Source organism: Micromonospora sp. H33 (genome assembly GCF_052068455.1).
In the GTDB taxonomy this organism is placed as follows: Bacteria; Actinomycetota; Actinomycetes; order Mycobacteriales; family Micromonosporaceae; genus Micromonospora.
In genome coordinates this window covers 334128-348591 of record NZ_JBQHDE010000005.1, presented here as the reverse complement: position 1 = coordinate 348591, position 14464 = coordinate 334128, and the positions used below count along the sequence as shown (strand labels likewise).

Here is a 14464-nt window from a genome sequence, read left to right as displayed (position 1 = left end):
CTCACCCTTGTCCCGGTCGAGGCGCCCGGAACCCCGCGTACCGGGCCCTCGACCGGGCGGCCCGTCCGCCTCCGTCGACCACGGCAGGGAGCATCCCGTGACCACGACCAATCCACCGACCACCGCCGCGCAGCAGTTCGCGCTGCGCCGGCACTCACCGCTGCAACGCGTCCAGCACCTGCTGCACGCCCACCCCGCGATCAGCCCGTTCCTCGTGCTGGTCATCGCGTTCGTCGTCTTCTCCGTCCTGAACCCCCGCTTCGCCTCGCCGAACTCCCTGTCGCTCGTCCTGCAGCAGGTGGCCGTGATCGGCGCGCTCGCGGTCGGGCAGACGCTGATCATCCTGACCGCCGGGATCGACCTGTCGGTCGGCGCGATCGTCATCCTGGCGATGATGCTCTCGGCGAAGCTGGCCGAGGGGCAGGGGCTGCCGGGCGTACTCGCCATCCTGCTCGCCCTCGCGGTCGGCGCCGCGGCGGGCGCGCTCAACGGCGGGCTGGTGACGCGACTGAAGCTGCCACCCTTCATCGTCACCCTCGGCACGCTCAGCGTCTTCACCGCCATCGGGCTGCTCTACTCCGACGGCCAGAGTGTCCAGGCCACCGACCTGCCACCCGTGCTCAGCTGGACCGGGGAATCGTTCCCGGTGGGCGAGTTCCGGATCACCTTCGGCGTCGTCGCGGTCGTGCTCCTCTACCTGGCGGTGGGCTACGCCCTGGCCAAGACCGCCTGGGGCCGGCACGTCTACGCGGTCGGCGACGACAAGGAGGCCGCGCGGCTCGCCGGCATCCGGGTCGACCGGGTGCTGCTGAGCGTGTACCTGGTGGCGGGCGCCATCTACGGCATCACCGCCTGGATCCTCATCGGACGGGCGGGCGCGGCCAGCCCGAACGCCATCACCGACGCCAACCTGGAGAGCATCACGGCCGTGGTGATCGGTGGGACCAGCCTCTTCGGCGGTCGGGGAGTGCTCCTCGGCACCCTGCTCGGCGCGCTGATCGTCGGGTTCTTCCGCAGCGGCCTCTCCCTGGCCGGCGTCGACGACCAGTACCGGGTGCTCGCCGTCGGTCTGCTGGTCATCCTCGCCGTGGCCGTCGACCAGTGGATCAGGAAGGTGCGAGCATGACCGCCACCACGCACACCACCGGCAGCCGTCCGCCCGCCGCGGAGCCGGCGCAGCGTACGCCCGTGCTCTCGGCCCGCGGACTGGTGAAGACCTTCGGCAAGGTCGTCGGGCTGGACGGGGTCGACCTCGACCTCTACCCCGGCGAGGTGCTCGCCGTCATCGGCGACAACGGCGCCGGCAAGTCGACGCTGATCAAGTGCCTCACCGGCGCGCTGATCCCGGACGCGGGCGAGCTGTTCCTGGAGGGCCGGCGGGCGCACTTCAAGCGCCCGCAGGACGCCCGGGACGCCGGCATCGAGACGGTCTACCAGAGCCTTGCCGTGGCCCCGGCGCTGGACATCGCGGGCAACCTCTTCCTCGGTCGGGAGAAGCGCCGGCGTGGGGTGCTCGGGTCCGTGTTCCGGATGCTCGACCAGAAGGGCATGCGCCGCGAGGCCGCCCAGGCCCTCGCCGACCTCGGCATCGGCACCCTGCAGAACGTCGCGCAGACGGTCGAGACGCTCTCCGGAGGCCAGCGGCAGGCCGTCTCGGTGGCGCGGGCCGCCGCCTTCGGCAGCAAGGTGATCGTGCTCGACGAACCGACCGCCGCGCTCGGCGTCAAGGAGTCCAACCAGGTGCTCAGGATGATCGAGGAGGTGCGGTCCCGCGGGCTCCCGGTGATCCTCATCAGCCACAACATGCCGCACGTGTTCGAGGTCGCCGACCGCATCCACATCCAACGACTCGGTCGCTGTGCCGGTGTGGTCAGCCCCTCGTCGCACACCATGGCCGAGGCCGTGGCCATCATGACCGGTGCCACCACCCTCGACCAGATCCCCGGCCGCGCGCCGGCCTGATCCACGGCGCCGCTCGGCGACGACGCTCCGCAGAGAGGAAAGATGTGATCACCGTCGTGGGTGAGGCCCTCGTGGATCTGATCGAGGAGACGGCCGGAACGACGGCCGCGTACCCCGGGGGAAGCCCCGCGAACGTGGCCGTCGCCCTGGCCCGGCTCGGCCAGCCCACCACCCTGCTGACGCAGATCGGCGACGACGGACACGGGCGGATGCTCCGCGCGTACATCGAGGGCAACGGCGTACGCCTGGGCCGGCACTCGGTCCTGGACCTGGCGCGGACCAGCGTCGCCACGACGAACCTGAATCCGGACGGCCAGGCCACCTACGACTTCAGCTTCCAGTGGCGAGCCTTTCCGGGGCAGCTGGTCGAGGGACCGCACGGCGACTGCCTGCACACCGGATCACTCGCCACGGTCGTCCGACCCGGAGCCGACGACGTGCTGGCACTGGTGCGGCGGGCGCGCCCGTCGACGATGATCAGCTTCGACCCGAACTGCCGTCCCTCGGTGACCGGCGACCCCGTCGACGCCCGGCGGAGGATCGAGGCCCTGGTCGGCTTGAGCGACATCGTCAAGGTCAGCGCGGACGACCTGGACTGGCTCTATCCCGGCCGCCCGGATCACGAGGCGGGGCGGAGGTGGCTGACTCTCGGCGCGCGCCTCGTGGTCGTCACGCGCGGCGAGGCCGGTGCCTGGGCGGCGACCGACAACCACGAGATCGATGTCGCCGCGCACCATGCGGACGTGGTGGACACCGTCGGGGCGGGGGACGCCTTCACCGCCGGCATGCTCGCCGCCCTCGGCGAGAGCGACCTGCTCGGTGCGGAACGGCGTCCGGCGCTCGCCGCCGCGGACCGTGCCGTACTCACCGAGGTCGTCGAGTTCGCCGCCGAGGTGGCGGCGCGGACCTGCGCTCGTCGCGGCGCCAATCCGCCCACCCGCGGCGAACTCCTCCACCGGTCCGCGAGTGGCACCGGGACGGGGGCCCGCTCAGCGGCCAACTCCCGCCACCGTCGGTAACGGGCCCGCCCGTCGAGGTCATCGCGTCGTTCCGGGAGGTCCGCTGCGGGCGCCGACGATGCGCAGCGCCATCTCGGCGTACTGGTCGGCGATGTGCTCGGGGCTCCAGCCGCCCTCGTCGCGGTACCACCGGCCCAGGTCGACGCCGAGCGACATCAGGGCGGCGCCCGCCATCCGTGGGTCCGGGGTGTCGAAGACCCCGGCGGCGACGCCCGCCTCGATGAGCTGGCGGATCGCCTGCTCGATGCGGTGGCGGATGTCGCGGATCTCGGCGAAATGCTCGGGGTTGAGTGCGGTCAGCTCGTAGTTGACGACCCGCGTACTCGTGTGGTCCCGGGCGTGGACGACCACGAAGTCGTGGACCACCCGCCGTAGCGCGGTGGCCGGGTCGTCCGACGACGCGACCGCGTCCTGAACCAACCGGAGCACGTGGTCGTGCCCGGACCGTGAGATCAGGTAGAGAAGCTCCTCCTTCGATTTGTGATGCACGTAGAGCGCGGCCGGGCTCAGCCCGGCCGCGGCGGCGATGTCGCGCGTCGTCGTGCCGTGAAAGCCTCGCTCGGCGAACGCGGTGACGGCCGCCTCGAGCAGCCGGGCGCGAGTCGCGTCGGCACGGGAGAGCTCGGCGGTGTCGGTCAACGCGTCCATCCTTCCTTCCGGAACCTGCCGGGCATTGATACCACGGCGGCGGGGTCCGACCTGTTGACGGCGGCTGGGGCGCTGCCGCACACTCCATCAAATGTATCCTAAGCAAGCGCTTAGTAACTTCGGAGCCTGTCGTGACCACACCTCGTAACGCATCGATGCTCAAGAGGTTCGCCGGCCGGACGGCGATCGTCACCGGTGCGAGCCGGGGCATCGGTCTGGCCATCGCCGAGCGGCTGGTCGCCGACGGCGCCAAGGTCGTCATCACCGCCCGCAAGCGGGAGGCGCTCGACGAAGCGGTCGCCCGGCTGGGCCCCGAGCACGCGCTCGGCATCGCCGGCCACGCCGACGACGCCGACCATCAGGCCGAGGTCGTCGGGCGCGCGGTCGACACCTTCGGCAGCGCCGACCTGCTGGTCAACAACACCGGCATAAACCCGACGTACGGGCCGATGGTCGAGCTGGACCTGGCGGCGGCCCGCAAGGTCCTCGAGGTGAACTGCCTCGCCGCCCTGTCCTGGGTGCAGCAGGTCCATCGGGTCTGGATGAAGGAGCACGGCGGCGCCGTCGTCAACGTCTCCTCGGTGGCCGGCGTCCGGCCCGCGCCCGGCATCGGCTTCTACGGCGCCAGCAAGGCGATGCTCACCCACCTCACCCAGCAGCTCGCCGTGGAACTCGGTCCGGACATCCGGGTGAACGCCGTCGCCCCGGCCGTCGTGAAGACGAGGTTCGCCACCGCCCTCTACGAGGGTCGGGAGGAGCAGGTGGCCGCGGCGTACCCGCTCAAGCGGCTCGGCGTCGCCGAGGACATCGGCGGTGCCGTCGCGTTCCTGCTCTCCGAGGACGCCGCCTGGATCACCGGCCAGGTGCTGGTGGTCGACGGTGGCCTCACCCTGACCGGAGGTGTCTGATGCCGGTACGGGACCGGGGCGTCGTCGTCACCGGCGCCGGCCACGGCATCGGGCGTGCTCTGGCCGTCCGACTCGCGGGCGAGGGAGCCCGGGTCGTGGTGAACGACCTCGACGCCGACGCGGCCGTCCAGGTGGCCGAGGAGGTCGGGGGCTACGCCGCTCCCGGCGACGCCGCCGGCGAGCAGGGTGTCGCCGCGCTGGTCGAGGCGGCCCGAAACCACCTGGGCGGCATCGACATGTGGTTCGGGAACGCCGGCGTCGAGCGGGGCCGCGGGCTTCGGGCCACCGAGGAGGACTGGGCCGCCAGCCACGAGGTGAACGTCATGGCGCACGTGCGGGCCGCGCGACTGCTGATGCCCGCATGGGTCGAGCGCGGCTCGGGCCGCTTCGTGGTGACCGCGTCCGCGGCCGGGCTGCTCACCGCGATCGGGAATCCGGCGTACTCGGCCAGCAAACACGCATGCGTGGCGTTCGCCGAGTGGCTGTCGGTGACCTACCGGCACCGGGGGATCGTGGTGCAGGCCATCTGCCCGCAGGGCGTGCGCACCCGGATGTTCGAGAACACCGGGCCGCTGCAGGAAATGCTCAGCCACGACGGGGCGCTCTCCCCGGAGGACGTGGCCGAGGCGACGTGGCAGGCCCTCCACGACGACCGGTTCCTCGTCCTGCCGCATCCCCGGGTGGCTGGCTACTACGCACACCGCGCCACCGACACCGACCGGTGGCTGAACGGCATGAACAGGATCCAGCGACAACTCGAGGACCAGGGGGCACTTCGATGAAGGCATGGCGAGTGGCTGCGCTCGGTGAGCCCCAGGACGTGCTGCGGCTCGTCGACGTGGCCGACCCGGAGCCGGGTCCCGGCCAGCTCGTGGTGAAGGTGCTGGCCTGTCCGGCCAACTTTCCCGACGTGCTGATGTGCCGCGGCGAGTACCAGGTCAAGCCGCAGCTCCCGTTCACCCCGGGCGTCGAGCTGTGTGGCGAGGTCGTCGCCCTCGGCGAGGGGGTCGACGGGTTCGCCGTGGGCGACCGGGTGCTCGGCGGCGCGACGCTGCCGTTCGGCGGGTTCGGGGAACTCGCGCTGCTGGACGCGGCGGCGACGTTCCCCGCGCCCGCGGCGCTCGACGACGCCGAGGCGGCCTCGCTCTACATCGGATACCAGACCGGCTGGTTCGGGCTGCACCGCCGGGCCGGCCTGCGCGCGGGCGAGACCCTGCTGGTCCACGCGGCGGCCGGCGGCGTCGGCAGCGCCGCCGTCCAGTTGGGCAAGGCGGCCGGTGCCCGGGTGATCGGCGTCGTCGGTGGCCCGGAGAAGGCCGCGGTCGCTCGGGCACTGGGCGCCGACGTGGTCGTGGACCGTCGCGTCGAGGACTTCGTCGAGGTGGTCAAGGCCGAGACCGGCGGCCGGGGCGCCGACGTCGTCTACGACCCGGTCGGCGGCGACACCTACCAGCGATCGACCAAGTGCGTCGCCTTCGAGGGGCGGATCCTCGTGATCGGCTTCGCCGGTGGGCAGATCCAGTCCGCCACGCTCAACCACGCCCTGGTGAAGAACTACTCGATCGTCGGCCTGCACTGGGGCCTCTACCACCGCTACGACCCGGCGGCGGTCGCCGAATGCCATCGTGCCCTCAGCGCGTTGGCCGCCCAGGGCGCCGTACGGCCCCTGGTCAGCGAGCGCCTCGCACTCGCGGAGGTGGCCGAGGGGATCCAGCGACTCGCCGACGGCGTCACCGTCGGCCGGGTGGTGTACGCCTCGTGACCATCTCTCCTGCCACATCCCCCAACCCAGTGAGGAGTTGACCCCCCATGACCACCACCCGCACCGCGGTCGTCACCGGAGCGGCCCGCGGCATCGGCGCCGCCGTCGCGAAGCGGCTGGCCAGGGACGGCTTCGCCGTCGCGGTCGTCGACCTGGACGAAACGGCGTGCAAGCCGGTCGTCGAGGAGATCGAGGCCGCCGGCGGCCGGGCCCTGGCGGTGGGCGCCGACGTCGCCGACGAACAGGCCGTCCAGGCGGCCGTGGACCGGATCGCCGGCGAGCTGGGCGAGCCCGCCGTGCTGGTCAACAACGCCGGCATCACCCGGGACAACCTGCTGTTCAAGATGACCGCCGACGACTGGGACGCGGTCATGAACGTGCACTTGCGCGGCTCGTTCCTCGTGACCCGCGCCGTGCAGGGCTACCTGACCAAGGCCGGCTGGGGGCGGATCGTCAACCTGTCCAGCACCTCCGCGCTGGGCAACCGCGGCCAGGCCAACTACGCGGCCGCCAAGGCCGGCCTGCAGGGCTTCACCAAGACCCTCGCCCTGGAACTCGGGAAGTTCGGTGTCACGGCGAACGCGATCGCCCCCGGCTTCATCGAGACCGAGATGACGGCCGCCACCGCGGCGCGGCTCGGGGTGCCGTTCGACGACTTCAAGAAGGGCGTTGCGGCGCAGATCCCGGTCGCCCGCACCGGCACGCCGGAGGACATCGCGCACGCCGTGTCCTTCTTCGTCAGCGAGGGCGCCGGTTTCGTGTCCGGTCAGGTGCTGTACGTCGCCGGTGGACCGAAGAACTGAGGGGGACGAGAGACGATGAAGGTCTTCCAGGGCATCGAGGAACTGCGGCAGGCGGTCGGTACGCACCTCGGCTACTCCGACTGGCACACGATCAGCCAGCAACAGATCGACGCCTTCGCCGAGGCGACCGGTGACCACCAGTGGATCCACGTCGACCCCGCGAAGGCGGCCCACAGCCCGTTCGGCAGCACCATCGCCCACGGCTACCTCACCCTGTCGCTGGTGCCGATGCTGATCTGGCAGGTGTACACGGTCGAGGGGGTGAGCATGGGCGTGAACTACGGCGCCAACAAGCTCCGCTTCCCCTCGCCGGTCCCCGTCGACTCCAAGGTGCGTGCCGGAGTGGAGCTGCTGTCACTGGTGCCCGGCGGCGGTGGCTACCAGCTGACGGCGAAGGTGACCGTCGAGCTGGCGGGCGCCGAGAAGCCCGCCTGCGTGGTCGAGACCGTCAGCATCCTGGTCCCGTGACCCGCTCGGCACCACAGGACCCACCGGGCCTCGACCTGGCCCGGCTCTCGGACTGGTTCGCCGCCTCGGTGCCCGGGGCGGCCGGAGGACTGACCGCCCGGCTGATCGCCGGCGGGAAGTCCAACCTCACCTACGAGGTCGGCGACGGGCGGACGACCTGGATCGTCCGGCGGCCGCCACTGGGCCATGTGCTGTCGACGGCGCACGACATGACCCGGGAGTACCGGGTCATGTCCGCGCTGCGGGCCACCGACGTGCCGGTGCCGACGACCTACGCGCTCTGCGCGGACGTCGACGTGGTGGGCGCACCCTTCTACGTGATGGAGCGGGTCGCCGGTACGGCGTACCGGCACGCGGCCGAACTCCAACGGCTCGGCCCGGAACGTACCCGGGTCATCTCGACCCGGCTCGTCGACACCCTGGCCGCCCTGCACGCGGTCGACCCGGCGGCCGTGGGGCTGGCCGACTTCGGCCGGCCGGAGGGCTTCCTGGCTCGGCAGGTGAGCCGCTGGCGGAAACAGCTCGACGCATCGCACTGCCGTGACCTGCCGGCCGCCGACGAGCTGCACACCCGCCTGGCGTCGGGCGTGCCGAGCCAGTCGGCGCCGGGCATCGTGCACGGCGACTACCGCCTCGACAACGTCCTCACCGACGATCGCGACCGCCTCGCCGCGATCATCGACTGGGAGATGGCCACCCTCGGCGACCCGCTGACCGACCTGGCGCTGCTGGTGCTCTACCAGCGTCTCGGCCGGCTCTCCGGAGAGGCGGTCGCCGACGCCTCCTCCGCGCCCGGCTTCCTGACCGAGGACGAGATCCTCGCGCGGTACGCCGCACGCAGCACCCACGCCCTCCCGCCACTCGGCTTCCACCTCGGCCTGGCGGCCTTCAAGCTGGCCGCGATCTGCGAGGGCATCCACTACCGCCACCTGCGCGGGCAGACCGTCGGCGCCGGCTTCGAACGCCTCGGCGAGGTCACCGAGCTGCTGCTCGACGCGGGCCTGACCTACCTCAAGGAGCACTGATGGACTTCAGCCTGGACCCCAGGACCGAAGGGCTGCGCGACAACCTCCTGGACTTCATGGACAGCCACATCCACCCGGCCGAGCCGGTCTTCCACGAGCAGCTCGGGCAGCTCGGCAGCCGCTGGGCCTGGGACTCGGTGCCCGTCCTCGCGGAGCTGCGCGCCGCCGCCCGAAAGCGCGGGCTGTGGAACCTCTTCCTGCCGGGTGAGCACGGGGCCGGCCTGACCAATCTGCAGTACGCCCCGCTCGCGGAGATCACCGGGCGTAGCCCGGTGGCACCCGCCGTCCTCAACTGCGCCGCACCGGACACCGGCAACATGGAGGTGCTGGCGATGTTCGGCACCGAGCAGCAGCGGAAGCAGTGGCTGGAGCCGCTGCTCAACGGTGAGATCCGGTCGTCGTTCGCCATGACCGAGCCCGACGTGGCGTCCTCGGACGCCACGAACATCTCCACCCGCATCGAGCGGGACGGCGACGAGTACGTGATCAACGGTCGCAAGTGGTGGATCACCGGCGCGATGAACCCGAACGCCAAGATCTTCATCGTCATGGGCAAGACCGACCCGAGCGGCGAGCGGCATCGCCAGCAGTCCATGGTGCTGGTCCCGCGCGACACCCCGGGCCTGGAGATCAAGCGGGGCATGGAGGTGCTGGGCTACGACGACCACGACCACGGCGGGCATGCCGAGCTGGAGTTCCACGACGTCCGGGTGCCGGCGGGGAACCTGATCGGCACCGAGGGCGACGGCTTCGCGATCGCGCAGGCCCGGCTCGGTCCCGGCCGCATCCACCACTGCATGCGCTCCATCGGCCTCGCCGAGCAGGCCATCGAGCTGATGTGCGCCCGCGCCGAGCAGCGGACCGCGTTCGGCCGGCCGCTGGCCGAGCAGGGGGTGATCCGGGAGTGGATCGCCGAGTCCCGGGTACGGATCGAACAGCTGCGACTGCTGGTGCTCAAGACGGCCTGGCTGATGGACACCGTCGGCAACAAGGGCGCCCACACCGAGATCCAGGCGATCAAGATCGCCACCCCGGAGACGGTCCAGTGGATTCTCGACAAGGCCATCCAGGTGCACGGCGCCGCCGGCCTCTCCCAGGACTTCCCGCTGGCTGCCGCGTACGCCCGCATCCGTACCCTGCGTTTCGCCGATGGCCCCGACGAGGTGCACAAGAACGCCCTGGCGCGCCATGAACTGCGTCGCCAGGCTGCCGCGAGGCGGAACAGCCACGGCTGACCGGTGGGGGGCGCCGGGGACCGCGCCGACGGGTCGGGGGCGTTGCGACCGCCGACCGGCTCAGCCTGTCCGGGAGACGGGGGCGGGCTGAGCCGCGCCGGCATCCGGCGCTGCGGCCGGTTGTCCGTCGTCGGGCGGCTGCGGCGGCGAGATCCAGGTGACCAGCACGACCGAGATGATCATGAGGAGAAACCACGACGCGAGCTTCGCCGCCGAAACCGGGTGCCAACCGCCCACTTGGCTGGGGTAGAGCCACGCGTTCGACCAGGTGGCGATGTTCTCCGCGAGCCAGATGAAGAAGGCGACGAGGAGAAAGGCGAGCAGGAGCGGCATGCGCCAGCGGAACCGGAATATGCGGAAGTGCATGACACACCGCCCGAACACGAGCGCGACGGCGGCGATGAGCAGCCACCGGACGTCGTACACGTAGTGGTTGGTGAAGAAGTTGGCGTAGATGGCGGCAGCCACGACAGCCGTCACCCGGCGCCTCGGGTAGCGCGCGAAACGCAGGTCGAACAGCCGGTTGACCCGCACGATGTAGGAGCCGACGGCGGCGTACATGAAGCCGCTGAACAGCGGCACCCCACCGAGCCGCAGCACGCCGTCGGGCTCGTAGGACCACGAGCCGATGTAGGTCTTGAACAACTCCATCACCGTGCCGACGACGTGGAACAGGACCACCACCCGCAGTTCGCGGACGGTTTCCAGGCGTCCGGCCACCATGGCGATCTGGATGGCGACCGCGGCGAGGGTGAGGAAGTCGTTGCGGGCCAGTGCCGCGTCGTCCGGGTACCACAGATGCGCCGCGAGGATGACCATCAGCATCGCCCCACCGAATACGCACGCCCAGGCCTGTTTGAGCCCGAAGACCGCGAACTCGGTCAGCCAGCCGGTCGGCCCGCGCCGGGGCAGCCGTGCCAGGATCGCGCGGAAACGGGCATCGATCGCGCGTTCGGCCGTGGTCAGGCTGGCCGGTCCGGACGGGGTGCGCATCGCCCCGACGCTATCGTCTCGGCAGGTCAAGCGGCGTCGGCGGGGTGCGGTCGCGCCGCTGCGTCACCCGCGTGGCGGCCCGCGGTGACTCAGAATCCCAGTACGGCCCGTCCTCCGACCACGGGCAGGTCGCTGTCGTCCGGCACCACGCGCAACCTCGTCCCGCCGAGCGGCAGCAGGGTGTACTCCTGATCGCTGGAGAAGACGACGACGCCGATCGGTGGCCGGCGCGGAAGATGTAGTCCTTCGGCTCCAGGGTCCACCGGTAGTCGTACAGCTTGCCCTGCTTCAGCGGCTCGCTGCGCGACGGGCTCCTGCGGCTCTGCGGGTCCATCCAGCCGTTTCCTCTCATGAAGCAGAAGTAAGCGCATGATCGGATGTCCTGCCTTGCGGTCGGACGGTCCCGGTCTTGCCCGCCGGGGCGGTGCCGGGTAGACGCTTCACAGCCACCAGCCCCGCGGGCGGGGTCTTACGGTCGGCTCCACGTCCGTTTAGCGTCTCCGAGCCACTCCCGGCGACGGTGGCCGCCAGGGCGGCCAGGTTGCGTGCGGCGTTGACGTCCCGGTCGGCGACGAGGCCGCAGGTGGTGCAGGTGAAGGTGCGCTCCGACAGGGCCAGTTTGGTTTCTTCCGCAGGGCGGCATCAAGCTGCCGCGGGTTCGGCACCAGGTCGCCGGTGGACAGCACGGCCAGGTGCTTCACCCCAAGGTCCACGCCGACCGTCGCGCACGGACGGGCGGGTGTGCGGTGCGCGCGCTCGACCTGGCAGGTGAACGAGACGTACCAGCGGTGACCGTCACGGCGCACCGTGGCGGACAGGATCCGGGCGGTGCCGGCCTCCAGCCGGCGGGCCAGCTTTCGGGCCGACTCGTGCAGCTTCAACCGGCCCAGCCGGGGCAGCACCACATGCTGACGATCCGGCTCCACCCGGATGGTGCCGGTGGTGAACCGCACCGATGGGGTCGACCGGCGGCCGGACTTGAACCGGGGAAAGCCGACCGGCCGGCCGGATCGCTTACCCGAGCGGGAGTCGGCCCAGTTCTTCAAGGCCCGGGCGAGGGCGTCCAGGCCGGTGTTGTACGCCTCCTTCGAGTAGTCCCGCCACCACGGCGCCACCTCATCCTTCGCCGCGTTCCACGACCGGCGCAGCGCCGGCAGAGACCAGCCGATCGTGGGGGTGAGCTCGTCGTCGCCGATGCTGTAGCTGCGTTCGGCGCCTCGCTGATCCATCACCGCCTTGACCCGCTCCAGCGCCCAGTTGTGCGCCTTGCGTGCAGCGCCAGCGTGACCAATCACCGCCCGCTGCTGAGCCGGGGTCAGGTCCAACGCGTATCGGTACGCCTGGATGACGCTCAGCCGATCCCGGTGCCCCACGCCGGGCACACTAACCACCCACTACGACATCCACCCCAGCCAGCCACGCCCGGCACCACAGAGGGAGTGGCTTGCGGCGTGGGCGGTGCGTCGTGGCGAGGTGTGGATCAGGGATTCGGAGGCGCTCAAGATCGCCAACGCACACCAACGCCTACTCGACCGGCAACAGCTGACAGCCCCGGGTCACCACGGTGGGCGCGGCGGTGGCGCCGGCCGGGCCGTAGTCGACCAGGTACGCGGTGAGGTTCGCGTCCGGCTTGTTGTCGATCGCCAACCGCAGCCGCATCTCCGGACGCCCCGAGACGCGGATGTCGTGGGTCAGTACGGGGGAGCGGTAGGCGAGCCGGTTGGGGCTCGCCGTGTCCGGGTCGGCCACCAGGGTGTCCGGGTGGACGGTCCGGCCCTCGTCGACGAAGCTCTGCTCGACCTTCGCCCTCGGCCGCCTGCCCGTGGTGAGCGTGCCCGGGGCGGTGGCGTCGGTCGCGGCCAGCTTCAGCGCGACGTCCCGGGCGCCGGGGTCGGGCCAGTTCGCGTACGTGGTGTACGCCCGGTCCTCCCGCTGCAGCACCGCGGTCGGCTCGTCCATGATTCCGTTGCGCACGTCCCACAGCCAGTGGTCGAACCAGCGGTTCTCGGTCTGCTTGTAGGTCCAGGTGCGACCGTCGGGCAGGGTCACCGACGCGTTGCTGCCCGGGCCACCGTGCCCACCCTGGTGCAGCCAGATCTTGCGCGGCACGTCGCGCCTGGTGAGCTGGTCCCACCAGCCGGCGAAGTGTTCGGTCTTCACGTTCCAGTCGTTGAGGCCGTGCACGACGAAGACGCTCGCCCTGACGTTCCGGGCGTCGAGGTAGTCGCGATCCTGCCAGAACGTCGTGTAGTCGCCGGTGACCCGGTCCTGCTCCGCGGTCAGCTCGGCGATCTCGTCGGCGCACGGGCCTTCGGCCCGTGCCCGGCCGGCGGTGAACCTGGCCAGGATGTCGGTGTCCTCGCCCTGGAACGTCCCGGGTGCGACCACCAGACCGTTGGCCCGGTAGTAGTCGTACCAGCTGCTGATCGCGGAGACGGGCACGATGGTCCGGAGTCCCCGGACGCCGGTGGTGGCCACCTGGTTGGGCAGGGTCCCGTTGTAGGAGACGCCGGTCATGCCGACGGCGCCGGTGGTTCAGCCGGCGCTGACCGGTGCGCCGCTCGCGTCGTACCCCTTCGCCCGCCCGTTCAGCCAGTCGATGACCGCCCTGGTGCCGAGCGTCTCAGCCTGGTCGCCGCTGGTCGGGCAGCCGTCCGAGTCGCCGGTGCCGACGCTCTGGCCGAGCACCACCGCGTACCCGCGCGGCACGTAGTAGTCGTCCAGCGAGCCGGGCAGGTTGGCCTTCGCCACCGCACGCTGGGCCTCCAGGTCGGGCGTCCGCAGCCCGGAGCGCCGCGTCACGCCGTTCTGCGGCAGGTCGTCCACCAGCACACTCGGGTACGGCACGTCGCCCCAGACGCCCTTTCGGTACGGGCTGTGTTCGAAGATGACCGGCACCTTGAAGCCCTGGGTGGCGGTCTCCCGGGGCCGGGAGATGTCGATCGCCACCCGGTCGAGGCGGCCGTCGTGGTCGGTGTCCACCGGGGTCTCCACGTACACCCGCTCCTCGATCGCGCCGGCGAGCGAGAACACCGGTTGGGTCATGCCGTCACGGACCACGATGCCGGGTGTGGCCGCCGCCGGCTCAGCCGCCGCTGGTGCCGGGGCTCCGCTCAGAACCAACGCGCCGGACATGCCGACCCCGAGCAGTGCCAGTTGAGGGCGTCGACGCACGCGCGTCTCCCTTCGGTCGGGCTGCTGGCCGGAGCCGGCCAGAGGTGGACACGCATCGATTGACCCACATGCTAGGCCCGATGGGCATTCCCGTCGATCACCATCAGCCGGGCCCGGTCGGCTGACCTTTCCGTCATGCTGGCATTCATCCGCATGAGGTCTTCCTGAGCGATCCGTGCCGTTTGTCCACTGATGCTGTCACGCAACCGTCATGGAATCGCAGGGCCAGCTCAAACATCGACACGAAGAGTGGTGGCCGCATCGTTGCCGACCTCGGGGGAGTCAAAGCCAGCGAAACGTCGCGCTGCCACGTGTGCGTCATCGCGTGATCAGCGACCAGTTGCCAGTTTTCCCGGCCGATGATGTCGGTCGGGATCAGTGCAGAGGCGCGGGCCGACCAGCGTGTGGCGCTGACAACGTGGCCTGCGTCCCGCGACACCACGGAGGTCCACAGACCATGACCGTGC

The 14464-nt window shown here is 71.1% G+C and carries 15 protein-coding genes and 2 pseudogenes; 10 read left to right on the top strand and 7 right to left on the bottom strand.

Annotated elements, in window-relative coordinates; translation table 11 throughout:
* The first annotated feature begins 97 nt into the window (after positions 1–97).
* The 3 genes from ACTMS0_RS15555 to ACTMS0_RS15545 are packed head-to-tail and all read left to right on the top strand — an operon-like array spanning position 98 to position 2981.
* Complete coding sequence (locus ACTMS0_RS15555) at positions 98–1126, top strand: ABC transporter permease (RefSeq protein WP_441155884.1); 1029 nt, start codon at positions 98–100, stop codon at positions 1124–1126.
* Positions 1123–1962 (top strand): ATP-binding cassette domain-containing protein, encoded by an 840-nt coding sequence (locus ACTMS0_RS15550; protein WP_441155883.1) that lies wholly within the window; start codon positions 1123–1125, stop codon positions 1960–1962. The genes ACTMS0_RS15555 and ACTMS0_RS15550 overlap by 4 nt, the downstream gene beginning before the upstream one ends.
* 56 nt (positions 1963–2018) lie before the next feature.
* The gene (locus tag ACTMS0_RS15545; RefSeq protein ID WP_441155882.1) at positions 2019–2981 is read left to right on the top strand and encodes a carbohydrate kinase family protein; all 963 of its coding nucleotides are present in this window, start codon (positions 2019–2021) and stop codon (positions 2979–2981) included.
* An 18-nt stretch (positions 2982–2999) separates the two neighbouring features.
* Here ACTMS0_RS15545 and ACTMS0_RS15540 read toward each other — a convergent pair whose 3' ends face one another.
* Entirely contained in the window at positions 3000–3629 is a 630-nt protein-coding gene (locus ACTMS0_RS15540; RefSeq protein ID WP_441155881.1) for a TetR family transcriptional regulator, read from the bottom strand.
* Between the two features lie 131 nt (positions 3630–3760).
* Here ACTMS0_RS15540 and ACTMS0_RS15535 point away from each other — a divergent pair, with 131 nt between their 5' ends.
* From ACTMS0_RS15535 to ACTMS0_RS15505, 7 genes are read left to right on the top strand one after another with little or no spacing between them, the layout of a single operon-like run.
* Positions 3761–4537, top strand: coding sequence for an SDR family oxidoreductase (locus ACTMS0_RS15535; RefSeq protein WP_441155880.1), 777 nt, complete (start codon positions 3761–3763; stop codon positions 4535–4537).
* Complete coding sequence (locus ACTMS0_RS15530) at positions 4537–5319, top strand: SDR family NAD(P)-dependent oxidoreductase (protein WP_441155879.1); 783 nt, start codon at positions 4537–4539, stop codon at positions 5317–5319. Before ACTMS0_RS15535 ends, ACTMS0_RS15530 begins: the two co-directional genes overlap by 1 nt.
* Positions 5316–6299, top strand: a complete 984-nt coding sequence (locus tag ACTMS0_RS15525; RefSeq protein ID WP_441155878.1) for an NADPH:quinone oxidoreductase family protein — start codon at positions 5316–5318, stop codon at positions 6297–6299. Before ACTMS0_RS15530 ends, ACTMS0_RS15525 begins: the two co-directional genes overlap by 4 nt.
* A 47-nt stretch (positions 6300–6346) precedes the next feature.
* Positions 6347–7102 carry a 3-oxoacyl-ACP reductase FabG gene (gene fabG / locus ACTMS0_RS15520; protein ID WP_441155877.1) on the top strand — a complete coding sequence of 252 codons (756 nt, stop codon included), beginning with the start codon at positions 6347–6349 and terminating at the stop codon, positions 7100–7102.
* Between the two features lie 15 nt (positions 7103–7117).
* Positions 7118–7570: a MaoC family dehydratase gene (locus ACTMS0_RS15515; protein WP_441155876.1), complete on the top strand. Its 453-nt coding sequence runs from the start codon at positions 7118–7120 to the stop codon at positions 7568–7570.
* Positions 7567–8595 carry a phosphotransferase family protein gene (locus tag ACTMS0_RS15510; protein WP_441155875.1) on the top strand — a complete coding sequence of 343 codons (1029 nt, stop codon included), beginning with the start codon at positions 7567–7569 and terminating at the stop codon, positions 8593–8595. Before ACTMS0_RS15515 ends, ACTMS0_RS15510 begins: the two co-directional genes overlap by 4 nt.
* Positions 8595–9830: an acyl-CoA dehydrogenase family protein gene (locus tag ACTMS0_RS15505; protein ID WP_441155874.1), complete on the top strand. Its 1236-nt coding sequence runs from the start codon at positions 8595–8597 to the stop codon at positions 9828–9830. Before ACTMS0_RS15510 ends, ACTMS0_RS15505 begins: the two co-directional genes overlap by 1 nt.
* A gap of 60 nt (positions 9831–9890) precedes the next feature.
* Here ACTMS0_RS15505 and ACTMS0_RS15500 read toward each other — a convergent pair whose 3' ends face one another.
* The 6 genes and pseudogenes from ACTMS0_RS15500 to ACTMS0_RS15475 form a co-directional block, all read right to left on the bottom strand.
* Complete coding sequence (locus ACTMS0_RS15500; protein WP_441155873.1) at positions 9891–10823, bottom strand: DUF817 domain-containing protein; 933 nt, start codon at positions 10821–10823, stop codon at positions 9891–9893.
* An 89-nt stretch (positions 10824–10912) separates the two neighbouring features.
* On the bottom strand, positions 10913–11086 hold the full coding sequence (locus tag ACTMS0_RS15495; protein ID WP_441155931.1) for a hypothetical protein: 174 nt from the start codon (positions 11084–11086) through the stop codon (positions 10913–10915).
* Between the two features lie 14 nt (positions 11087–11100).
* Positions 11101–11157: pseudogene (locus ACTMS0_RS15490) on the bottom strand (hypothetical protein); the annotation flags it as partial.
* Positions 11158–11171: 14 nt separating this feature from the next.
* A complete protein-coding gene (locus ACTMS0_RS15485; protein WP_441155929.1) occupies positions 11172–11435 on the bottom strand; it encodes a zinc ribbon domain-containing protein in 264 nt (87 codons plus the stop codon).
* A 912-nt stretch (positions 11436–12347) separates the two neighbouring features.
* On the bottom strand, positions 12348–12782 hold the full coding sequence (locus ACTMS0_RS15480; protein ID WP_441155928.1) for a CocE/NonD family hydrolase C-terminal non-catalytic domain-containing protein: 435 nt from the start codon (positions 12780–12782) through the stop codon (positions 12348–12350).
* A 123-nt stretch (positions 12783–12905) separates the two neighbouring features.
* A pseudogene (locus ACTMS0_RS15475) lies at positions 12906–13868 on the bottom strand (CocE/NonD family hydrolase); the annotation flags it as partial.
* Positions 13869–14464: the final 596 nt, after the last annotated feature.

Bases quoted from the DNA above. Each gene is read 5' to 3' on its own strand.
- ACTMS0_RS15505 (WP_441155874.1), top strand. From the start codon at position 8,595: ATGGACTTCAGCCTGGACCCCAGGACCGAAGGGCTGCGCGACAACCTC.
- ACTMS0_RS15550 (WP_441155883.1), top strand. From the start codon at position 1,123: ATGACCGCCACCACGCACACCACCGGCAGCCGTCCGCCCGCCGCGGAG.
- ACTMS0_RS15525 (WP_441155878.1), top strand. From the start codon at position 5,316: ATGAAGGCATGGCGAGTGGCTGCGCTCGGTGAGCCCCAGGACGTGCTG.
- fabG (WP_441155877.1), top strand. From the start codon at position 6,347: ATGACCACCACCCGCACCGCGGTCGTCACCGGAGCGGCCCGCGGCATC.
- ACTMS0_RS15540 (WP_441155881.1), bottom strand. From the start codon at position 3,629: ATGGACGCGTTGACCGACACCGCCGAGCTCTCCCGTGCCGACGCGACT.
- ACTMS0_RS15500 (WP_441155873.1), bottom strand. From the start codon at position 10,823: ATGCGCACCCCGTCCGGACCGGCCAGCCTGACCACGGCCGAACGCGCG.
- ACTMS0_RS15515 (WP_441155876.1), top strand. From the start codon at position 7,118: ATGAAGGTCTTCCAGGGCATCGAGGAACTGCGGCAGGCGGTCGGTACG.
- ACTMS0_RS15480 (WP_441155928.1), bottom strand. From the start codon at position 12,782: ATGGACGAGCCGACCGCGGTGCTGCAGCGGGAGGACCGGGCGTACACC.
- ACTMS0_RS15530 (WP_441155879.1), top strand. From the start codon at position 4,537: ATGCCGGTACGGGACCGGGGCGTCGTCGTCACCGGCGCCGGCCACGGC.